A 20,454-nucleotide genomic window follows, 5' to 3' on the forward strand; every position below is an offset into this window, starting at 1 on the left:
CTTTTGAACCCCCTTATTTTAACCAAATTTTAACAACATAACCTTCTCTTAAACGCTAAGTTTGCTATCGGTAAAATTAGTGTAGAAAATAAGTATTAATTTTAATTAAAGTATGGAAGAACAATACCCAACAGTTGATATTAGAGCGATCAACGAAAAAATTGAAAAAGAAAGTGCTTTTGTTGATTTGCTAACGCTAGAAATGAAGAAAGTAATTGTTGGCCAAAAGCATATGGTTGAAAGATTACTTATAGGTTTGTTAGGGAATGGACATATATTGTTAGAAGGTGTGCCGGGTTTGGCAAAAACATTAGCCATTAATACATTATCTAAGGCGGTAAAAGGCTCTTTTAGTAGAGTTCAGTTTACCCCAGATTTATTACCTGCAGATGTTGTTGGTACTATGATTTATAACATGAAAGATAATGACTTCGCTATTAAGAAAGGTCCTATTTTCGCAAATTTTGTATTAGCAGATGAGATTAATAGAGCTCCCGCCAAAGTGCAGTCAGCTTTATTAGAAGCCATGCAAGAACATCAAGTTACCATTGGAGAAACTACGTTTAAGTTGCCAGAACCATTTTTAGTAATGGCGACTCAAAATCCTATAGAGCAAGAAGGAACCTATCCGTTGCCAGAAGCTCAAGTTGACCGTTTTATGCTAAAAACAGTTATTGACTATCCTAAACTGGCCGAAGAACAATTGATTATGCGTAATAGTCTAAAAGGTAGTTATGAGAAAGTAAATCCCGTTGTAAGTCTTGAAGAAATTTTATCTGCTCGTGAAGCGGTTAAAGAGGTTTACATGGATGAGAAAATTGAAAAATATATTTTAGATATAGTCTTTGCAACCCGTTCTCCTGAAGACTACAGATTACCAGATTTAAAACAATTAATTAGTTTCGGAGCCTCTCCAAGGGGTAGTATTAATTTGGCTATGGCATCAAAATGTTATGCCTTTATTAAACGAAGAGGCTATGTGATTCCTGAAGATGTAAGAGCCGTTGTACATGATGTATTACGCCATAGAGTAGGAATTACCTATGAAGCAGAAGCCGAAAACATTACCTCTGTTGATATTATCAACAAAATTGTAAACGAAGTAGAAGTACCTTAAAAATTAGTTGGCATTATTCAGTGTTCAGTATATAGTACCTATATTTTTTAATTGACGTTCTATATAAACTGCCAACTGCGACTGCCATCTGTTGACTGAAAAAGTGGATACAAAAGAAATACTTAAAAAAGTTCGAAAGATTGAGATTAAGACAAAAAGGTTGTCTGATCATATATTTTCAGGAGAATACCATAGCTCCTTTAAAGGGAGAGGTATGACTTTTTCTGAGGTGCGTCAATATCAATTTGGAGACGATATTCGTTCCATAGATTGGAATGTGACAGCACGGTATCACGAACCTTTTATTAAGGTTTTTGAAGAAGAACGTGAGTTGACTATGGTATTAATGGTTGATGTAAGTGGATCTGAATATTTTGGTACAACAGAACAATTTAAGCGAGAAACCATTACCGAAATTAGTGCAACATTAGCCTTCTCGGCAATTCAAAATAATGATAAAGTAGGCTTGTTATTGTTTTCTGATGATATAGAGTTGTTTATTCCTCCTAAAAAAGGAAAAACACACGTATTAAGAATAATAAGAGAACTTATAGAGTTTCAGCCAAAAAGTAAAAAAACAAATATCGCTCAGGCCTTACGATATTTATCGAATGTGATGAAGAAAAAAGCCATTGTTTTCATCTTATCTGATTTTATTGATGATGACTATGATAATGCGTTAAAAATCGTAGCTAGAAAACACGACGTAACAGGTATTAGACTTTATGATAGGTATGAAAAAGAATTACCATCGTTAGGTATGGTGCCAATGATTGATGCAGAAAGCGGTAAAACAGTATTAGTAAATACTTCTTCCAAAAAAGTAAGAAATAGTTATAAGGCAAATTACCTAAAAATGGTAGATCAGTTTGAAAATACTTTTAAAAGAAGTGGTGCTGGGGTTATTAATACGCGGATTGATGAAAGTTATGTAAAAAAATTATTAGGATATTTTAAACGTAAAGGAGCTTAGTGAAAAAGATTAATAAAATATTCAACACAAAATTCCCGAAATTTAAAGGGACGAGTAGTGCGTTTTTGTCACAACAACAATTGTTTGTGAAAAAAACCATACTGATGCTGGTTGTGCTGTTTAGCTTATCCTCATATTCTCAAACAGAACCTGAGGTATCTGTAAAAGTAGATACTACGATTATAAGAATTGGTGAGCAAATAAACTATCAAATTACGGTAGATAATATTGATACAGGGGTAACCTTTCCTGAATTGAAATTGGATCCTGCTGGTAAAATTGAAATAGTAGAAGATTTAAATATAGATACGCTAAAAAACAGATTGGTAAGAAAATATTTACTGACTAGTTTTGATAGTGGAAGCTATACAATACCGCAACAAAAAATTACGGTTTGGAGTCAAGAGTATTTAACGGACTCTGTTGTTGTAGATGTTTCAACGGTTGCTGTAGATACCTTGAAACAAAGTATGTTTCCGATTAAATCTGTTCAAAATGAACCCTATACTTTTGATGATTTTAAAAGTTATTTATGGTGGGTTTTAGGTGGTTTAGCTCTATTAGCACTAATTCTATATGTTGTTTTTAGAAAGAAACAAACGGAAGAAGAGCTTGAAGCTAAAATACCACCTTATCAACTTGCTTTAAAGCGATTGAAAGAATTAGATGATAAGCAGTTGTGGCAAAAAAATAAAATAAAACAATATTACGTTGAGTTGACTGAAATTGTCAGGTTGTACATAGAACGTGAATTGAAAATACCAGCATTAGAATCAACAACTAATGAATTGATGGAAACCATTATGGATTTTAATAGTTCAAGTTCATTGAATATTCCAGGGGATACCATTAAGAAATTGCAAAGCTTATTAAAAGATGCAGATTTAGTGAAGTTTGCCAAATATGTACCCTTGTCAAATGAGATTGAATTGCATCGAAATACCACGAGTAAAATAATTGAAGACATAAAAACTACGAAACCTGAAATAGTTGTTAATAAACCAAAATGCTCCATTACGAAGGGAGATGCAACGGAAACAATTACGTTGTACAGATGGGTTTATCATATTTTTTATTATGGTTTACAGAGAGTTGATGTTAAATTATCTCCTGTAGGTAAAGAATTGCATTTAAGACGTCAGAGTTATTTTTGGAAAATAATAAATGAGTACGGCAGAATATTTAGTAAAATCCCTTTTCTAAATGGCTTATTAATTCTGGCTTGGATTATTTGGACATCACCAATATTGTTATTGGTGGTTATCATTGAAACAATTTTTACAGGTAGATTTTTAGATCGTGGTATGGTTTTCTTAAAGAAGAAGGGTGTAGTTACCAAATCAACAAATAGCCAAAAAATAAAAGATAAAATAGATTTTATTAAAAACGATGAGAATTTTAATAAGAGTTATAAACTAAGAAAAAGGTTCACGAGGTTCTTAATTATTTTATCATTTTTATTCCCATTTATATACTTTGGGAGTATCTATATAAAGAACACTTATTTTAGAAGTGAAAATGAAAAGCGTATTGAAAATATAATTGATAAAGTTAAAAAATCGATAGAAGAAGATGAAGCTGTGGAATAACTTAGAACTGACAAATCCAGAATTTCTGTGGCTATTTTTACTAATACCATTGATTGCCATTTGGTACTATGTTGTGCGTAAGAAAGACAAAGCAACATTAACCATTTCAAGCACAAAAGGATTTGAAGGATCGTCGGTATTGGCAAAATTAAAACCGCTATTAAATGTGCTACGATTGTTGGCTTTATCGGCTTTAATATTAGCAATGACCAGACCTAGAAATGTTGAGGTAAGCAAAAAAACGAAAACAACTAGTGGTATTGACATTGTTATGGCAATTGATATTTCGGCAAGTATGTTGGCGAGAGATTTACGCCCAAACCGATTGGAAGCATTAAAAGTTGTAGCTAAAGATTTTGTTAGTCAACGTCCGAATGATCGTATTGGTATTGTAGTTTATGCAGGTGAAAGTTTTACACAAACTCCTATTACCAGTGATAAACGTATTGTTATGAATACCATAAGTAGATTAAAATGGGGCGATTTAGATGGAGGTACGGCCATTGGCATGGGATTGGGTTCTGCAGTTAATCGATTAAAAGATAGTAAAGCGAAAAGCAAGGTTATAATTCTATTAACGGATGGTGTAAATAATTCAGGATTTATTGATCCTAAAACAGCAACAGAGTTGGCCAAAGAGTTAGAAATTAAAGTGTATACCATTGGTATTGGGACCAACGGAAGAGCTGAATTTCCTGTAGCTAGAGACATTAATGGGCGTTTAATTTTTAAGATGCAACCCGTTGAAATTGATGAACCATTATTAAAATTCATTGCGAATGAAACGGAGGGTAAATATTTTAGAGCCACTGATAATGAAAAATTGGCATCAATTTATGATGAAATCAATAAATTAGAAAAAACAGAAGTCGAAGAGTTCAAATATTATAATTATCAAGAAAGATATCGTCCACTAGTATTATTAGCTGGCTTTCTGATTTTATTTGAAATGTTATTAAGAAATACAATATTTAAAAGTTTTATTTAAAAAATCACTTCCCTTTGGGAAGGTTAGCAGAGCATAAATGTATCAATTAGAAGAAAAGACATATTTTTATTATTTCGCGGCAGTAGCTGTGCTTTTCGTGGTGTATTTGTTAGTTTCTTTATGGAAAAAACAAAAACAGAAAGCGTTTGCTGAAAGTGGGCTATTAGAAAAATTGAGTCCTGAAATATCTCCGTTCAAGTCTTTCTTTAAAATGTTAATGGTAGCCTTAGCATTATCTTTTTTAATAATAGCATTGGTAAACCCTAAAATGGGAACAAAGCTTAAAACAATTAAAAGAGAAGGTGTTGATGTGGTTTTTGCTTTAGATGTTTCTAAAAGTATGTTGGCTGAAGATGTTGCACCAAATAGATTAGAAAAGGCCAAGCAAATCATATCAAGAATTATTGACAAGTTAGGGAGTGATAGAGTAGGTATAATCATATATGCAGGTAATGCATATCCATTACTACCAATAACTACTGACCAAGCTGCGGCAAAAATGTTTTTACAGAACGCAGATCCAGATATGGTATCATCACAAGGTACAGCAATTAACGAAGCCTTAAAATTAGGCAAAAGTTATTTTGATGATGATGAGCAGACTAATAGGTATTTATTTTTAATTTCTGATGGAGAAGACCATGATGAAAATGTTAGTTACATAGCAGATGAGGCAACCAAAGAAGGTATTAAAATTTTTACCATAGGTGTTGGTAATGCAGATGGTGGACCTATACCCATTAAGAGAAATGGAACATTGGTTGGGTATAAAAAAGATAGAGCAGGTGAAGTGGTTATAACGCGAATGAATGACCAGACCTTGAAAAAAATTGCTACCGATGGTGATGGTGAATATTTATATGGAGATAACACAACTAAAACGGTAGATTATATTAATGAATTATTGTTAAAAGCAGATAAAAAGGAATTTGAAACAAAGCAATTTTCTGATTTTAAAGATCAATTTCAATGGTTTATAGGCTTGGGAATTTTATTTTTGATATTCGATGCTTTAATGTTCAATAAAAAGACGAAATGGATTCAGAAATTGAATTTGTTTAATGAAAAAAAAGATTAGTATGAAGAAGTTTTTAATCATATTTCTACTTATCAATACTACTTTAATTTTTGCACAAAAAAAAGAGCAAAAACGGAAAGTGGAGATCGATGAAAAGGAAATTGTACGAACGGGGAATGACTTTTATGACCAAGAAAACTATGTTGAAGCGGAAGCTAATTATAGAAAGGCATTGAAGAAAAATCCTAATTATGAAAAGGCAAATTACAACTTAGGTAACGCTATCTATCAACAAAACAAGTTCAAAGAGGCGTTACCAATGTACGAATTGGTTTCAAAAACATCTGAAGATAAATTAACGAAAGCGGAAGCATTCCATAACATGGGAAATGTTAAGCTAAAGGAAAAAAAGTATGCTGAAGCTATTGAAGCTTATAAAAATGCATTAAGAAACAGTTCTAAAGATGATGAAACACGTTACAATTTAGCCTTAGCACAAAAATTGTTGAAAAAGGAGCAAAACCAAAAGGAAGATAATAAAGATAATAAGGATAAGGATAAAAAAGAGAACGACAAGAACGAGGATAAGGATAATAAGGATAAGGATAAAAAAGACAAGGACGATAAAAATAAAGACAAAGATAAAGACAAGGATAAAAAGGGAGATAACAAGGACGAAAATAAAGATCAGAATAAAGATAAAAAAGATGATAAAGGCGATAAGGACAAGGATCAAAAACAGCCGAAACCAAACCCTAGCCAATTATCTCCTCAGCAAGTAAAACAATTGTTAGAAGCCATGAACAATGAAGAGAATAAAACCCAGAAAAAGGTAAATGCGAAAAAGGCTAAAGGGAAAAAAGTGAAACAAGAAAAAGATTGGTAGTAAGTGTTTACAAGTCACTGCTGTAATCTATGTTAGATATAATGAATACCATAATTGAAAAGAGTTAATGTTTAAAAACATTCACATAATAGCCATACTACTTTTTTTGGGACCATCTCTTTGGGCTCAAGAAACGTCATTTAAAGCCACTGTTAGTAAAAACAGATTAGGTGTAAATGAGCGTTTACGTATTACGTTTACTATCAATAAGCAAGGTGGAGATAATTTTACAGCACCTAATTTTAAAGATTTTACGGAGCTTGCTGGTCCAATGCAGGCCACGAACTTTTTTGAATTTAATGGGCAAAAAGCATTTGAAATGGCATATTCTTATACTTTGCAGCCTAAAAGGAAAGGTGTTATTACCATTCCATCTGCGAGTATTGAATTAAATGGAAAAACGATAAAAAGTAATACGGTAAAAATTACGGTTACTAATGCTGTAGAGATACCAAAAGATCCTAATGATCCCAAATATATCGCCTCACAAAACATACATTTAATTGCCGAGGTGTCTAATTCAAACCCCTATGTTGGTGAGAGTATTTCAGTAGTTTATAAAATTTATGTAGATGTAAGTAAAGTTAATGTTAGAAATTATAGAGAAACGGGTTCCCCGTCTTTTAATGGTTTTTGGAATCAGAACATTGATGTTAAACAATCTAATGGACAAGAAGGAACATTTCAAGGAAAAACACATAGATATGCCGTTTTAAGAAAAGTCGTTTTGATACCTCAGAAATCGGGTAAATTAACGATTAGCCCTTTAGAAATGGAAGTAGGAGCTGGGGTTCCAATTGGTAGACGAAGTTTACTAGGAAACATGATTACAAGAAATGTTAATTTTACAGCAACAACGGGTGCACGTACTATAGAGGTAAAACCATTGCCATTAGCTAATAAGCCTGTAGTTTTTACAGGTGCGGTAGGTGATTATGACTTTACAGTAACGACTAATAAAAGTGAACTTAAAGCAAATGAAGCAGCACAAATAAAAGTTCAAGTCTCGGGTAAAGGGAATTTAAAAATGGTTGAATTGCCTAAAATTGAAACCCCAACTGGATTAGAGAAATACGAGCCAGAGCATAAGGAAAATATAAGAACTGCCATAAGTGGATTTTCTGGAAGTGTTTATGATCAATACACGGTGGTACCTCAGTTTAGAGGTAAATATAAAATACCTTCAACCACGTTTTCCTATTTCAGTTTAAAAGATAAAACGTATAAGACAATCACTTCTGATGCAATAATTATTAATGCACCAGAAGGAAAAACAAGAGCAGATGAAAATGCTATTACATCTACAAAGAAAAATGTAATTTCCAATGCCAAGGATATCCGATTTATAAGTACAAATGCCACTATGGTATCTCATGAAGATTCTGAAGACTTTTTTAAATCAGATCTGTTTTATTTATTATTGATTCTACCCTTATTATCGATTCCTTTTGGAATATTTATTGGGATGAAAAAGCAAAAAAGAGATAGTGATATTATAGGTAATAAAAGACGTAAGGCAGATAAATTGGCCAAAAAATTCTTATCTCAAGCCAAAAAACAATTAGGTCATAAAGAGCAGTTTTATGAAGCGTTAGAAAAGGCCTTACATAATTATTTAAAAGCAAAGTTACAAGTTGAAACAGCAGACATTAGTAAAGATAAAATTAAGGAAATACTAAGTGAGCGTAAAGTTGATAATGATACTATAAGTGAGTTTATTAGCGTGTTTGATAGTTGTGATTATGCACGTTATACGCCAACGACAAACGTAATGATGAAGCAAGAGTATGAAGCAGCAAGAAAAGTAATTGTAAAAATAGATAAGCAACTATAGATGAAGAAAATTATTTTATTCATATTGTTATTATCATCAATTGGAGTCTTTGCGACCCAAGCAGATAGTCTTTTCGTAAAAGCAAATAAATTGTATCAAAGTGAAAAATACAATGAGGCTTTAGAGGTGTATAAGCAGATAGAAAAACATAATATTAATTCTGATGATTTCTTATATAATATGGCGAATACCTATTATAAAATGAATAAAATTGCTCCTGCTATTTATTATTATGAAAAAGTGTTGCAACAAAGTCCAAATTATACAGATGCTGCTTATAATTTATCTTTTGCAAAACGTATGGCTATTGATAATATAGAGCCTTTACCAAAGACTTTATTGCAAAAGTTAAATCAATCGGTTGTAATGAGATTTACTTATAACACATGGGCTTGGTTAGCCATAGGCTTATCGTTTTTATTTGCCTTGTTATTTTTATTGTATCACTTTTCATATAGTACAGGTAGTAAACGATTGTACTTTATAACAAGCTTTGCAAGTGCTTTTTTAGCCTTGTTAACAGTTGCTTTTGCTTTCCAAAATTACAAACATGCAAAAGCCAACACGGAAGCCATAGTTTTTGCCCAACAAACAGAAGTCAAAACTGCACCCACAGCATCTAGTGAAGTTAGTTTTGAACTACACGAAGGTACTAAAGTAAAGGTGTTGGAAAGTTTAGATAACTGGAAAAAAATTAAAATTGCTGACGGCAAAATTGGCTGGATCTTATCGGATGATATTAAGGAATTGTAAAATTCTAATATTTCATTTCTATTTAGAGCATACGGGTAAAATTTCACCTTTCATCAATCTGTATTTATCCATTTCAGATTCAGATAATTTTTGCGAATAATTAACTTCGTTAACCTTAAAACCAACAGCTCTTAAACGGTCAAAATAATCACTTCCATAAACACGCACATGATCATATTGTCCAAAATGTTTGGCACGTTCTTCGGGTGAAGTTATGGTGAAATCTTCATAAGTTGTAGTTCTTGAATAATCTTGTGGAATTTGAAAGATTCCCATACCTCCTGGTTTTAAAACTCTGTAGAGTTCTTGCATTGCCTTTGTATCGTCTATAATATGTTCTAAGACATGGTTACAGAAAATCACGTCAAAACTATCATCTTCAAAGGGAAGGTCGCAAATATCAGCTTTAACGTCTACTATTGGCGAATAGAGGTCAGCCGTAATGAGTTCAATATGTTTTAATTTTCTAAATCTTTTTAAAAAGCACTGTTCTGGTGCCATATGTAAAACTTTTTTAGGTTTTGAATCCTCAAAAAAGTCTGTCTCATTTTGTAAGTATAACCAAAGTAATCTGTGACGCTCTAAAGACAATGTGCTTGGTGATAATACATTCGGACGTTGTGTACCATAACCATAAGGTAGAAATTTTCTAAAACGCTTACCATCAATAGGGTCAGTGAATTTTGACCCTTTTAAGTACATGGCAAAAACGGGACTAACCCAATAACTTGCTTTTATTAAAAAAGGACGAGGAATTGTATTTAGTATGTATTTAAAAAAAGACACAGATTTCACTAATTTTCACTAATTAAATATTAAAGTATAACTCTTTTATAGTTTAAACTATCTTCCCCAAAATTAACTAATAATCCAAGATTAATTTTTGAAGCGGCTAAATAGTTCAATGTTTGTTTTAGATGGCTACCTGTTAAACTTTCAATTGCTTTAATTTCAACGATAATCTTATCATCAACAATAAAATCAGCAATATAGTAATGAGGCAATGTGACACCTTTATAAACAATTTTAAATCTTTTTTCTCTAGAATAGTTAATGTTATTTTTCTTAAATTCTATTTCCAATGAATCACCATAAATAATTTCACTAAACCCTTTACCTAATTCCTTATGAACTTCCATACATAGACCTATTATTTTATAAGATTCTTCTTTAAATAATAGTTTGGTCATAATTTTATTTGGAAACTAGTTTTGCTAAATTTTGTGAAAGGGATTTTAAATTTTTGTTTTTTCGAGATAATTAGTGAAATTAGTGTCTAAATTCATCCTCTTCATTACTATTAATTCCTAAAGCCTCGTAAACATATTTAAAAGTAGAAAGAAGCTCAGGTTTGCCGTCAATGATAGCAACATCATGTTCAAAATGAGCTGAGGGTTGACCATCTTGTGTTAAAATGGTCCAACCATCTTTTAGCTGTTTAATTTTATGTGTACCCATATTAACCATAGGCTCAATAGCAACGGTCATACCTTCTTTAAATTTCTTTCCTCTACCACGTTTGCCATAGTTTGGCATTTCTGGACCTTCATGCATTTTTTTACCAAGTCCATGACCAACAAGTTCACGTACGATACCGTAGCCATGATTTTCACAATATTCTTGTATGGCATAACCAACATCACCAACACGATTACCCGCTTTAAATTCGCGAATACCAATGTATAAACTTTCTTTTGTAACCTTTAAAAGTTTTCTGGTGGCCTCATCTACTTCACCAACTTCAAATGTATAAGCATGATCACCATAAAATTCATTTTTAAGGGCACCGCAATCTATAGAGATAATATCACCTTCCTTCAAAGGTTCTTTTGTGGGGAATCCGTGAACAACTTGTGCGTTAGGACTCATACATAACGTGTTTGGAAAATCATATAGGCCTAAAAACCCAGGTATAGCACCATGGTCTCTAATAAATTCTTCAGCTAGTTTATCTAATTGTAATGTTGAAACACCTGGCTTAACTTCTTTGGCTAACATACCTAGTGTTTTAGAAACGATTAATGCACTTTCTCGCATCAATTCAATTTCTTCTCTAGTTTTTATTTTAATCATTATATACGTGTAAAGTACAAAGGTAAATTAAATATTAGAATGAAAAAAAATCGAAGGTACTCGTTTTTTTAAAAGCTGTAGTTGTTTTCAAAAACAACGAATATTCTAAGCTGTATTTACGGAAAATTGCATTTTATGGTGTTTTAATGTGTAAACACCAAAACTTTAAAATCAAGACCGCGAATTTAAAATTTCCAAAAACTCTTTTTCTTCTTTTTTGGTACTTCCGCGTTAGGGTTGTTTTTTATGATCTTGTAGATTTCGCCCCAACCTAGCATACCACCGATATTTCTATCATCAATAAAAAGGTCAGCATTAATTTTTCTACTTACTTTTCCTTGAAATTTTTCTTCGGGGTAGTTTTTATTTACAGAATAAAAATGGATACCATTTTCTTCACAAAAATCAACAGCGTCTTGTAAACGTTCTCCGTGTCTGTAAGTCCATAATATTAATCGATGTCCATCTTTTTGCAATTCCTTTAAAGTTTCAAAGGCAAATATTTTAGGTGAGCCAACTTTCGGATAGGCGTCTTCTACTATGGTACCATCAAAATCAACAGCAATTATTAAAGGGTCCTTTGGAATCATTTAGAGTTATTAAAGTTTTTGCAAATTTAAGCCAATATTCTGTTTTACAAAATACTAAACTGATAACAATTACTTTTAGTATCTAAAATTACAAATTAACTTCTGTCATATGCATGCTTGTACGGCTCTTCTTTAAGAATTTTTAATATATCTTTTTCTAAAGTTTCTTTAGGATATTCTACAAATCTGCCAATTTCTTTACCCTTTTTATAAAATATAAAAGTAGGTACTCTAATTATATTTAAGCCTTCTTGTAAGTTATCAGCCGTTTTTTTTCCTCTGTTTACAGCAATCATTTCTAGATCGCTTTCATCGAAACCTATTTCTGCTAATAATCTATAAAAATGAGGAACTTCACGTCTACTATCTCCACACCAAGTACCCATAAAAGCTTTAATAGTAACACCCTTAATATGTTTCTTAACTTCTTTTACCGTAGCTTCATCAAGTTTGTAATTATCATAATTACGATTGAACCATGAGGCAAAGGGAGCTTCCTTAAATGCTTTTTGTGAGGTAACACCCTCTAAATAGTTTGGTCTATTAATGGTGGTTTTTTGTTGAGCGAATACATGTCCGCTAAAAACCAACATACAGGCAAACACAAAAATTATTTTCTTCATATTTTTATTTTGGGCTCTATTTTGTGTTTAAATTAATGATTCTCTATCCATTACTTCAGGTTTATCAACACCTATTAATTTTAAAACAGTTGGAGCAATGTCTGCTAAAATTCCACTCTTAACTGATTTGATATCCTTATCAACAATAATGATTGGAACCGGGTTCGTAGTGTGTGCCGTATTTGGAGAGCCATCTTCGTTAATCATAGTTTCACTATTACCATGATCTGCAATTATAATAGCTGTATAGTCGTTTTTTAATACACTTTCAATAATTTCTTCAGTGCATTTGTCAACTGTTTCAGCAGCTTTTATAGCGGCAGATAAAACACCAGTATGACCAACCATATCTGTATTGGCAAAGTTTAAACAGATAAAATCAGCCTCTTTCTTATCTAATTCAGGTATAATAGCGGCGGTGATATCTTTTGCACTCATTTCTGGTTGTAAATCGTACGTAGCCACTTTTGGAGATGGACACATTAACCTTTTTTCACCAACAAACTCATCTTCTCTACCACCGGAAAAGAAAAATGTTACATGTGGATATTTTTCTGTCTCCGCTATTCTAATTTGTTTTTTATTGTTTTTTTCTAAAACCTCTCCTAAGGTATTGATTAAATTGTCTTTGTTATAAATGACATGAACATTTTTGAACTTTTCATCATAATTAGTCATGGTAACATAATACAGATTAAGTTTTTTCATATCATATTCCGGGAAATCTTTTTGAGATAAAGCTTCCGTAATTTGTCTACCTCTGTCTGTTCTAAAATTAAAAAAGATAACAACATCATCATCTTTAATAGTAGATATTGGCTGATCTTTATCATTAACCATAACTATCGGTTTGATAAATTCGTCAGTTACACCATTGTCATAATTTTCTTGAATAGATTCAATAGCATTGTGTGATTTTGTACCAATGCCCTTTACCATGGCATCATAAGTTAATTTAACACGCTCCCATCGTTTATCTCTATCCATTGCATAATATCTACCAATAACTGAAGCCAGTTGACCATTGTTTTGTGCTAGATGATTATTTAATTCGGCAATAAATTCTTTACCAGAATGTGGATCTACATCTCTACCATCTGTAAATGCATGAACATATGAACGTAACCCAAAATTATTGGCTCCAGTTACTAATCCTTTAACATGATTGATATGTGAGTGTACACCACCATCAGAAACTAATCCTACAAAATGGACATTTTTATTTTTTTCTTTTGCATAAGAAAACGCTTTTTGAAGTTCTGCTTGCTGAGCAATACTTCCATCTTCTACCGCTTTGTTTATTTTCACTAAATCTTGATAAACAATGCGTCCGGCACCTAAATTCATATGACCGACTTCACTGTTTCCCATTTGACCTTCTGGCAAGCCGACATGTAGCCCATCAGTTCTTAAACTGGCATTAGGATATTTCTTAAATAGAGAATCTATAAAAGGAGTTTTAGCTTGTGCAATTGCTGATACTTTTGGGTTTTGTGTAATACCCCATCCATCTAGGATTATTAAAATAACTTTCTTATTCATAATGATTAACTTGAATCACAAATTTAAGAAATTTAAAAGTGAAATCAGTAATAGAAAACGATTAATAACAATAACGTTATAGTTGATTTTAACAATTGTTGTATTGCAATAACATTTTTTTAAGATACGGTTAAACTTAGGTTAATTGTGAAGGGAAGGAGTAACGAAATACGTTATGTCCTCGTCTCTATATTGTAACTTAAAACTAAATATTATGAAAAATCTAATTTTATTATCAGCACTCGTTTTCGGATTAGCAGTTTATGCAAACCCAATTAATGACACCATTAAAAATGTTAAAATGGATAACAACATTTCTAATATGGAAACAAATAGTATAAATCTTGATATTGTGTATAGCACCAACGTGAATGCTTTTTGTAAATTAATAACTACAGGAAACTATGATGCTGTTAAAAGCATGATTATTGCAGGTGTAGATATTGATAAAAAATCAGTTGGAATGACACCCTTAATGTACGCGGCTAGATATAATAATGTAAATATTGTGAAGCTGTTAATTGCTAATAATGCCAATTTAAAAGTGAAATCAGACAAGGGGTATACAGCCTTAAAATATGCTAAAATATCAAAAGCACATGATACTTATAAAATTATAGAGGATGCTACAAAAGCTAAGAAAAAAGCAAAGAGAAAAAGAAAGTAATTTTTTTATTTACTCCGATTGATTCACGGAAATCTCCTTTAGGCGAAATGGCAACATTTCGCTTTTTTTTATGGGTTCCCCTCTCAAGAAGGAAACTTTGAATGTTTACCAAAACATTACTGTTTAAACTTAATCACATTTAATAAAATAATAAGAATGGTAAATGAAATAACGAAGTAAAGTATAGTAATAATACGTTTTTTTCTATTTTCTTTTTGAAGTTTTTCTCTAATTGCTTTAAGTTGTTCAGGAGTTGCTTTTTTGTCAATTTTACCTTCTCCATAATCAATACTTTTATAATCTTTTAGTTTTTCAAACGTACTGACTCTACTTCGTTTATTATTTTTTAACGAAGTAACCATTGCCGATACTGCTCCACCAAAGCTCATAATTTCTACTTTCTATATTTTTCTATGGCCTCTTTAATTTTCTCAATCCTGTTTTCTGGATCTGGATGTGTACTTTGCATTTCAGGCGTCTTATTTGGACCTGCTGCTGCTTTTAATATTTCCATTACACCCATCATTTCTTCAGGTTGGTATCCAGCATCTAACATAAATTTGACGCCTAACTCATCACTTTCTAATTCATCACCACGTCCATATTTCATATTGATAACGTTTCCAATCATTGCTGCCATTTGGCCAGTACCGTCACCACCACCCACTAAAACACCAGAAATAATTCCTTGTGTAAGGCCTTGTTTGGCAATTCGTTCTGCTGAATGCCTACCTACTACATGTCCTATTTCATGTCCTAAAACACCTGCCAATTGGTCTTCATTCTGTAGTTGTGAATATAAAGCATAAGTGATAAAAATTTGTCCTCCAGGCAAAGCAAAAGCATTGATCGTATTAGGGTCTCTTAATAAATGAAAATCGTATTGATACGGTGTTTCTTTTGCGATACTGTTGTTAACTAATGCATTACCAACCCTGTCTACAATGTCTTGATCTTTTTGACTAGGGTATAAACCGCCATGTTGTTCCGCCATTTGTGGAGCACTTTTTAAACCAATAGCAATTTCTTCTTCTGTGGTTAAAGCAATACTTTGTTTTTTACCTGTATAAGGGTTTGTATCTCTATTTGAGTAATATTTAAATAATGAAAATAATATAATACCAGCACCAATTAATAATCTGATTTTGAGTCCACCTCTTCCTCTCATAATAGTTTTAATTTCGTTTTGTTTGCAATAAAGATACAATTTATTTAAAAGTGCAAGTTTAATTATTATTAACTTTACAAATCAAACTCACTAATTACACTAATGAACTTTAAGTCAAACAAAATTATTTCAAGGTTACCCAAACACTTGCAATCATTTGTAATACGTCAGCCTTACAATGAATATACAAGTCAAAATCAAGCAGTTTGGCGATATGTAATGCGGAAAAATATTGATTATTTATCAAAAGTGGCACATGAATCTTATATTTCGGGTTTGAAGAAAGCAGGAATATCTGTCAATTCTATTCCTAAAATGCAAGGGATGAATCGGATATTAAAAGACTTGGGATGGGCAGCAGTATCGGTAGATGGTTTTATACCTCCAAATGCTTTTATGGAGTTTCAGGCTTATAATACGTTAGTTATTGCTGCAGACATTAGAACAGTTGATCATATAGAATATACACCCGCCCCAGATATTATCCACGAAGCAGCTGGTCATGCTCCTATTATTGCAAATCCAGAATATGCAGAATATTTAAGACGTTTTGGTGAAATTGGAAGTAAGGCTATTTCATCTGCTAAAGATTTTGAATTGTATGAAGCTATTAGGCATTTATCAATTATAAAAGAAGATCCAAATACTAGTGAAAAAGAGATTACAAAGGCAGATAAACAAGTTGCTGAAGTTGTTGATAGCATGACGGAGTTGAGTGAAATGGCAAAAATCAGAAACCTACATTGGTGGACAGTTGAATATGGACTGATAGGCTCATTAGAAAATTCTAAAATTTATGGTGCAGGGTTGTTATCTTCCATAGGCGAAAGTCAATGGTGTATGAGTGAAAAGGTAAAAAAAGTACCGTATTCAATAGAAGCAGCTGATACTGATTTTGATATCACCAAACCACAGCCTCAGTTATTTGTAACTCCAGATTTTGCTCATTTAAGTATGGTGTTAGAAGAATATGCTAATAAAATGGCATTACGAAAAGGAGGGTTAAACGGACTGAATAAGTTGATAGATTCTAAAATTTTAGGAACGATTGAGTTAAGTACAGGAATACAAATTTCAGGTAATTTTGAGGATGTAATTGTTGATGAAAATAATAATCCTGTTTATTTTAAAACAATTGGAGGTACGGCTTTAGCGTATAAAAATAAAGAATTGATTGGGCACAGTAAGGCCTATCATGCCGATGGCTTTAGTACTGCTATTGGTAAATTAAAAGGTATAAATATTGCCATTGAAGATATGTCACCTACAGATTTAGAGGCGTATGGTATTTACGAAGGTAAAATAGTAAATCTTAAGTTTGAAGGTAATATTACGGTAACAGGTGAAATTATAACAGGTAAAAGAAACCTGAAAGGTAAAATAATTTTGATTTCATTCAAAAATTGTACTGTTAAGCATAAAGAAAAAGTGTTATTTCATCCTAACTGGGGTGTTTTTGATATGGCAGTTGGTAAGGAAGTTGTTTCTGCTTATTCTGGTGTTGCAGATCCTGAAAATTTTAGTTTGATTTATGACGTACCTAAAGAAAAGACACATAAAATTAAATATTCTGAGAATGATAAAAAACTACATGGGTTATACAACGAAGTACGTAAAATTAGAGAGAAAGGTAGGATTAACTATATTCGATTAGAAGAAATTTTCATTTTGTTAAAGTTAGAATTCCCTAATGATTGGTTACTGCCGTTGGAAATGACCGAATTGGTTTATAATGAAAATTCTCAATTTAAAAGAAACATGATTAACTATTTAGAAACCATGGCGGAAAATTCGGAGATAGCTCATTTAATTAAAGGAGGAATTGAATTGTTGGAAAAGGAAATGAAGAAGGTGATATGATTAGATAGCTAAGCAGATTTTTTCGTCTTACTTTATGCTGTTAGAAGTTCTATTTTTGATTTCTTTCTTATTTTCAAAGCTCTAACTCAAAGAGATTCTTCTCATCTGTAATTGGAGTTTCCTCATATTTTAAAGTCCATCCTAATTCTTTGGTCAACACATAAAAATTGGTAAGTTCTTCTAACAATCTCGTTTTTGCATTTTTTTGCAAATCAGAGTTCTGTAACTTTTTAATTAGAGACGATTTAATCGTTTCTTTAATATCATTATAATCCTTGGCTTCAAAAGGATTAAAATAGTCTGCTTGAATATCATAGTACTCTAAATCGGGACTAATAGAAATTTGCTCCTTAGGTATGCTAATTATTTGGAGTGTTTTGGTAGCTTCATCAATTTTATACTCAATCTTACTAAGGTCATAGGAAATTGTGACATCAGCGTTCACTACTACAATTGCCTTTTTATCTGATGTAATATAGTCGGTAAATAGAGCTTTTGAATTTTTGTAATTAAAAACCTCACTAAAATGTCCTTCCGTCACAATAAGTTTACCCACATTTTTAATCTGCTCTTGTATTAACATTGAGTTTTCGTACAAAATAGATTGATCATCTTTTTTATTTTCGCAATATCGAAAAACGAAAACAAAAAGTAGGGTAATAATTATGCCTAATAGGACTTTCTTCATTAAAATGATGTTTATTAGATAAGATGGAATTTTGACCTTAGGGTAATCTTGTAACGATCAATAAGATTCAAAATTTATGTGTAAAAAATAAATACCCTCCTGATAGAAGGGTATTTATTGTAGTATTTTTATTCTATTTGACTAACTCTCATTGTATTTGCCATACCGTGTGCTTTTACAGGCATTGAGGTAATGTTTATAACATAATCTCCTGTATCAGCATAACCTTTTTTTACAGCAATTGCATTAATGTCATCTACGGTGTCATCAGTACTTTTCATTTCATCATAGAAGTGAGCTTTTACACCCCATAATAAATTAAGCATGGCTAATATTCTTCTATTGTTAGAAAAAGCCATGATATGCGTTTTTGGTCTCCAAGCCGAAATTTGAAACGCCGTATAACCACTATTGGTTAATGTGGTAACCACTGAAGCTCCTATATCATCAGCCATTTTAGCTGCTTGGTAACATATTGTTTTAGAAATAAAACGTTCGTTTACACTTCTAATAAAAGAGTCAGATCTTGTAATTAAAGGTGAATCTTCTACATTTTCAATAATCGATCTTATTTTTTGAATTACTTCAATTGGAAATTCTCCTACAGATGTTTCTCCAGATAGCATTACAGCATCTGCACCATCCATAATTGAATTGGCAACATCATTTACCTCAGCTCTTGTAGGAACCTGACTGGTAATCATGCTTTCCATCATTTGAGTTGCAATAATTACAGGAATTCTAGCTTTTTTAGCTTGAAGAACTAATTTTTTCTGAATTAACGGAACTTTTTCCATTTCAACTTCAACACCTAAATCACCTCTGGCAACCATTAAACCATCACAATGAGGTGTAATGCTTCCTATTCTGGCAACGGCTTCTGGCTTTTCTATTTTTGCCATTATAGGAATTCTAAAATCAGAATGTTCAGTTATTAATGCCCTTAACTCTATTAAATCTTCAGCATGTCTTACAAAAGAAAGTGCGATCCAATCCACTTCCATTTCTATAGCAAAAAGAGCATCTTTTTTATCCTTATCTGTAAGTGCTGGTTGAGATATAGCCGTATTAGGCAAGTTAACACCTTTTTTAGATTTTAATTTACCACCACGTAAAACTTCAGTAAGCACTTCGTTTTTACCATTAGTACTAATAACTTTAAATAAAAGTTTACCATCATCAACTAAAATGTTTTCCCCAGGTTTTACATCTTGAGGAAATTGTTGATAGGTCATGTAGGCTCTTTCTTTAGTTCCTTCACACTTATCAGTAGTAAAAATAAATTGGTCTCCTTTATTTAATTTGACTTTTTCTTCCATTACACCAACGCGTAATTTCGGACCTTGTAAATCAGCTAAAACGGCTACATTGTAACCTAATTTCTGATTTATCTCTCTTATCATTTTTATTTTCTCAGCTACATTTTCATAATCTGCATGAGAAAAATTCACTCTAAAAACATTAACCCCTACAGTCATCATTTCTTCTATGATCTCATAGGTATCACAAGCTGGTCCTAAGGTGGCTACTATTTTTGTTTTTTTTCTATTTCGCATATATTAAAATATTAAATAATCTTTAGATTTTAAGGTTTGTGGAATAACATTAAATGAAGTTATTACTCCTTTTATACTTTTTATTTTTTTGATCAATTGAAATTCATCGAATTCAGTATCTCCATTAATTTTTAGAAAATAATCAATTTCTTTTTTTTCATTAATTAAATAATTTATTTTAGATTCTTCTTTAAACAAATCATTTGCATTAATACTCACTGATGTGTAAATGAGTTTGTTGGCTAATAATGACCATGAACTGAAACTAGAACTACATTCATAACCGAAAAAAGTAAATGTACAGTTTTTGTCTTTAAATGAAAGTCCTTCTGGTTGACAATTCAATCTGATATTAAATTCTCTATTCAGTAAATAGGCAAGTCTGTAATCTTCTAAAGTACTATTAATTGCTATTAAGGTGTAATCATGTTCAAATTCAAATCCTAATGATAGTACTTTAGTCATAATCAAAACAATTTATGCGAAAATAATGATTGTTTTATAGAAAAGAGAAAATATTTACGAAATC

Annotated in this window: 21 protein-coding genes; 10 read left to right on the forward strand and 11 right to left on the reverse strand. The window is 31.8% G+C overall.

Annotation, left to right across the window (positions count from 1 at the left end; genetic code table 11):
• Positions 1–112 precede the first annotated feature (112 nt).
• The 8 genes from JBL43_RS17980 to JBL43_RS18015 all read left to right on the forward strand — a co-directional run bounded on the left by JBL43_RS17980 (position 113) and on the right by JBL43_RS18015 (position 9,158).
• A complete protein-coding gene (locus JBL43_RS17980; RefSeq protein ID WP_138948055.1) occupies positions 113–1,117 on the forward strand; it encodes an AAA family ATPase in 1,005 nt (334 codons plus the stop codon).
• A 103-nt stretch (positions 1,118–1,220) separates the two neighbouring features.
• Complete coding sequence (locus tag JBL43_RS17985) at positions 1,221–2,090, forward strand: DUF58 domain-containing protein (RefSeq protein WP_117883989.1); 870 nt, start codon at positions 1,221–1,223, stop codon at positions 2,088–2,090.
• Positions 2,091–2,176: 86 nt separating this feature from the next.
• Positions 2,177–3,679 (forward strand): hypothetical protein, encoded by a 1,503-nt coding sequence (locus tag JBL43_RS17990; RefSeq protein ID WP_198842776.1) that lies wholly within the window; start codon positions 2,177–2,179, stop codon positions 3,677–3,679.
• Entirely contained in the window at positions 3,663–4,667 is a 1,005-nt protein-coding gene (locus JBL43_RS17995; protein WP_138948057.1) for a vWA domain-containing protein, read from the forward strand. Before JBL43_RS17990 ends, JBL43_RS17995 begins: the two co-directional genes overlap by 17 nt.
• A gap of 37 nt (positions 4,668–4,704) precedes the next feature.
• The gene (locus JBL43_RS18000; RefSeq protein ID WP_198842777.1) at positions 4,705–5,745 is read left to right on the forward strand and encodes a VWA domain-containing protein; all 1,041 of its coding nucleotides are present in this window, start codon (positions 4,705–4,707) and stop codon (positions 5,743–5,745) included.
• A gap of 1 nt (position 5,746) precedes the next feature.
• On the forward strand, positions 5,747–6,571 hold the full coding sequence (locus JBL43_RS18005; RefSeq protein WP_233098825.1) for a tetratricopeptide repeat protein: 825 nt from the start codon (positions 5,747–5,749) through the stop codon (positions 6,569–6,571).
• 67 nt (positions 6,572–6,638) lie between these two features.
• Complete coding sequence (locus JBL43_RS18010; RefSeq protein ID WP_198842779.1) at positions 6,639–8,405, forward strand: BatD family protein; 1,767 nt, start codon at positions 6,639–6,641, stop codon at positions 8,403–8,405.
• Entirely contained in the window at positions 8,406–9,158 is a 753-nt protein-coding gene (locus JBL43_RS18015; RefSeq protein ID WP_198842780.1) for a tetratricopeptide repeat protein, read from the forward strand. It begins immediately after the preceding gene.
• Positions 9,159–9,176: 18 nt separating this feature from the next.
• Here JBL43_RS18015 and JBL43_RS18020 read toward each other — a convergent pair whose 3' ends face one another.
• The 6 genes from JBL43_RS18020 to gpmI all read right to left on the reverse strand — a co-directional run bounded on the left by JBL43_RS18020 (position 9,177) and on the right by gpmI (position 13,986).
• On the reverse strand, positions 9,177–9,944 hold the full coding sequence (locus JBL43_RS18020) for a class I SAM-dependent methyltransferase (protein ID WP_317193468.1): 768 nt from the start codon (positions 9,942–9,944) through the stop codon (positions 9,177–9,179).
• A gap of 29 nt (positions 9,945–9,973) precedes the next feature.
• Complete coding sequence (locus tag JBL43_RS18025) at positions 9,974–10,348, reverse strand: GxxExxY protein (RefSeq protein ID WP_198842781.1); 375 nt, start codon at positions 10,346–10,348, stop codon at positions 9,974–9,976.
• 79 nt (positions 10,349–10,427) lie between these two features.
• Complete coding sequence (gene map, locus JBL43_RS18030) at positions 10,428–11,231, reverse strand: type I methionyl aminopeptidase (protein ID WP_198842782.1); 804 nt, start codon at positions 11,229–11,231, stop codon at positions 10,428–10,430.
• Between the two features lie 185 nt (positions 11,232–11,416).
• Positions 11,417–11,821, reverse strand: coding sequence for a BT0820 family HAD-type phosphatase (locus JBL43_RS18035; RefSeq protein WP_198842783.1), 405 nt, complete (start codon positions 11,819–11,821; stop codon positions 11,417–11,419).
• 95 nt (positions 11,822–11,916) lie between these two features.
• Positions 11,917–12,444 carry a thioredoxin family protein gene (locus JBL43_RS18040; RefSeq protein ID WP_198842784.1) on the reverse strand — a complete coding sequence of 176 codons (528 nt, stop codon included), beginning with the start codon at positions 12,442–12,444 and terminating at the stop codon, positions 11,917–11,919.
• A 27-nt stretch (positions 12,445–12,471) separates the two neighbouring features.
• The gene (gene gpmI / locus JBL43_RS18045) at positions 12,472–13,986 is read right to left on the reverse strand and encodes a 2,3-bisphosphoglycerate-independent phosphoglycerate mutase (protein WP_198842785.1); all 1,515 of its coding nucleotides are present in this window, start codon (positions 13,984–13,986) and stop codon (positions 12,472–12,474) included.
• Positions 13,987–14,200: 214 nt separating this feature from the next.
• On the opposite strand from gpmI, the gene JBL43_RS18050 reads away from it, so the two are divergent.
• On the forward strand, positions 14,201–14,653 hold the full coding sequence (locus JBL43_RS18050) for an ankyrin repeat domain-containing protein (protein WP_233098826.1): 453 nt from the start codon (positions 14,201–14,203) through the stop codon (positions 14,651–14,653).
• 116 nt (positions 14,654–14,769) lie between these two features.
• On the opposite strand, the gene JBL43_RS18055 is transcribed toward JBL43_RS18050, so the two are convergent.
• Positions 14,770–15,042 (reverse strand): hypothetical protein, encoded by a 273-nt coding sequence (locus JBL43_RS18055; RefSeq protein WP_198842786.1) that lies wholly within the window; start codon positions 15,040–15,042, stop codon positions 14,770–14,772.
• 5 nt (positions 15,043–15,047) lie between these two features.
• A complete protein-coding gene (locus JBL43_RS18060; protein WP_198842787.1) occupies positions 15,048–15,821 on the reverse strand; it encodes a M48 family metallopeptidase in 774 nt (257 codons plus the stop codon).
• Positions 15,822–15,923: 102 nt separating this feature from the next.
• Here JBL43_RS18060 and JBL43_RS18065 point away from each other — a divergent pair, with 102 nt between their 5' ends.
• The gene (locus tag JBL43_RS18065; protein WP_198842788.1) at positions 15,924–17,681 is read left to right on the forward strand and encodes an aromatic amino acid hydroxylase; all 1,758 of its coding nucleotides are present in this window, start codon (positions 15,924–15,926) and stop codon (positions 17,679–17,681) included.
• A 73-nt stretch (positions 17,682–17,754) separates the two neighbouring features.
• Here the strand turns inward: JBL43_RS18065 and JBL43_RS18070 are convergent, their stop codons facing one another.
• The 3 genes from JBL43_RS18070 to JBL43_RS18080 form a co-directional block, all read right to left on the reverse strand.
• Positions 17,755–18,369: a DUF4230 domain-containing protein gene (locus tag JBL43_RS18070; RefSeq protein WP_198842789.1), complete on the reverse strand. Its 615-nt coding sequence runs from the start codon at positions 18,367–18,369 to the stop codon at positions 17,755–17,757.
• 128 nt (positions 18,370–18,497) lie between these two features.
• Positions 18,498–19,925: a pyruvate kinase gene (gene pyk / locus JBL43_RS18075; RefSeq protein WP_198842790.1), complete on the reverse strand. Its 1,428-nt coding sequence runs from the start codon at positions 19,923–19,925 to the stop codon at positions 18,498–18,500.
• Positions 19,926–19,928: 3 nt separating this feature from the next.
• Positions 19,929–20,390, reverse strand: a complete 462-nt coding sequence (locus tag JBL43_RS18080) for an IPExxxVDY family protein (protein WP_198842791.1) — start codon at positions 20,388–20,390, stop codon at positions 19,929–19,931.
• Between the last annotated feature and the right edge of the window lie 64 nt (positions 20,391–20,454).

This window comes from Aureibaculum flavum, assembly GCF_016406085.1.
GTDB classification, from domain to species: domain Bacteria; phylum Bacteroidota; class Bacteroidia; order Flavobacteriales; family Flavobacteriaceae; genus Aureibaculum; species Aureibaculum flavum.

Excerpts from the sequence above, each read along its gene's own strand:
- JBL43_RS17980 (WP_138948055.1), top strand. The coding sequence starts at position 113 with ATGGAAGAACAATACCCAACAGTTGATATTAGAGCGATCAACGAAAAA.
- JBL43_RS17995 (WP_138948057.1), top strand. The coding sequence starts at position 3,663 with ATGAAGCTGTGGAATAACTTAGAACTGACAAATCCAGAATTTCTGTGG.
- JBL43_RS18000 (WP_198842777.1), top strand. The coding sequence starts at position 4,705 with ATGTATCAATTAGAAGAAAAGACATATTTTTATTATTTCGCGGCAGTA.
- JBL43_RS18005 (WP_233098825.1), top strand. The coding sequence starts at position 5,747 with ATGAAGAAGTTTTTAATCATATTTCTACTTATCAATACTACTTTAATT.
- JBL43_RS18010 (WP_198842779.1), top strand. The coding sequence starts at position 6,639 with ATGTTTAAAAACATTCACATAATAGCCATACTACTTTTTTTGGGACCA.
- JBL43_RS18015 (WP_198842780.1), top strand. The coding sequence starts at position 8,406 with ATGAAGAAAATTATTTTATTCATATTGTTATTATCATCAATTGGAGTC.
- JBL43_RS18025 (WP_198842781.1), bottom strand. The coding sequence starts at position 10,348 with ATGACCAAACTATTATTTAAAGAAGAATCTTATAAAATAATAGGTCTA.
- map (WP_198842782.1), bottom strand. The coding sequence starts at position 11,231 with ATGATTAAAATAAAAACTAGAGAAGAAATTGAATTGATGCGAGAAAGT.
- JBL43_RS18035 (WP_198842783.1), bottom strand. The coding sequence starts at position 11,821 with ATGATTCCAAAGGACCCTTTAATAATTGCTGTTGATTTTGATGGTACC.
- JBL43_RS18040 (WP_198842784.1), bottom strand. The coding sequence starts at position 12,444 with ATGAAGAAAATAATTTTTGTGTTTGCCTGTATGTTGGTTTTTAGCGGA.
- gpmI (WP_198842785.1), bottom strand. The coding sequence starts at position 13,986 with ATGAATAAGAAAGTTATTTTAATAATCCTAGATGGATGGGGTATTACA.
- JBL43_RS18050 (WP_233098826.1), top strand. The coding sequence starts at position 14,201 with ATGAAAAATCTAATTTTATTATCAGCACTCGTTTTCGGATTAGCAGTT.
- JBL43_RS18055 (WP_198842786.1), bottom strand. The coding sequence starts at position 15,042 with ATGAGCTTTGGTGGAGCAGTATCGGCAATGGTTACTTCGTTAAAAAAT.
- JBL43_RS18060 (WP_198842787.1), bottom strand. The coding sequence starts at position 15,821 with ATGAGAGGAAGAGGTGGACTCAAAATCAGATTATTAATTGGTGCTGGT.
- JBL43_RS18065 (WP_198842788.1), top strand. The coding sequence starts at position 15,924 with ATGAACTTTAAGTCAAACAAAATTATTTCAAGGTTACCCAAACACTTG.
- JBL43_RS18070 (WP_198842789.1), bottom strand. The coding sequence starts at position 18,369 with ATGAAGAAAGTCCTATTAGGCATAATTATTACCCTACTTTTTGTTTTC.
- pyk (WP_198842790.1), bottom strand. The coding sequence starts at position 19,925 with ATGCGAAATAGAAAAAAAACAAAAATAGTAGCCACCTTAGGACCAGCT.
- JBL43_RS18080 (WP_198842791.1), bottom strand. The coding sequence starts at position 20,390 with ATGACTAAAGTACTATCATTAGGATTTGAATTTGAACATGATTACACC.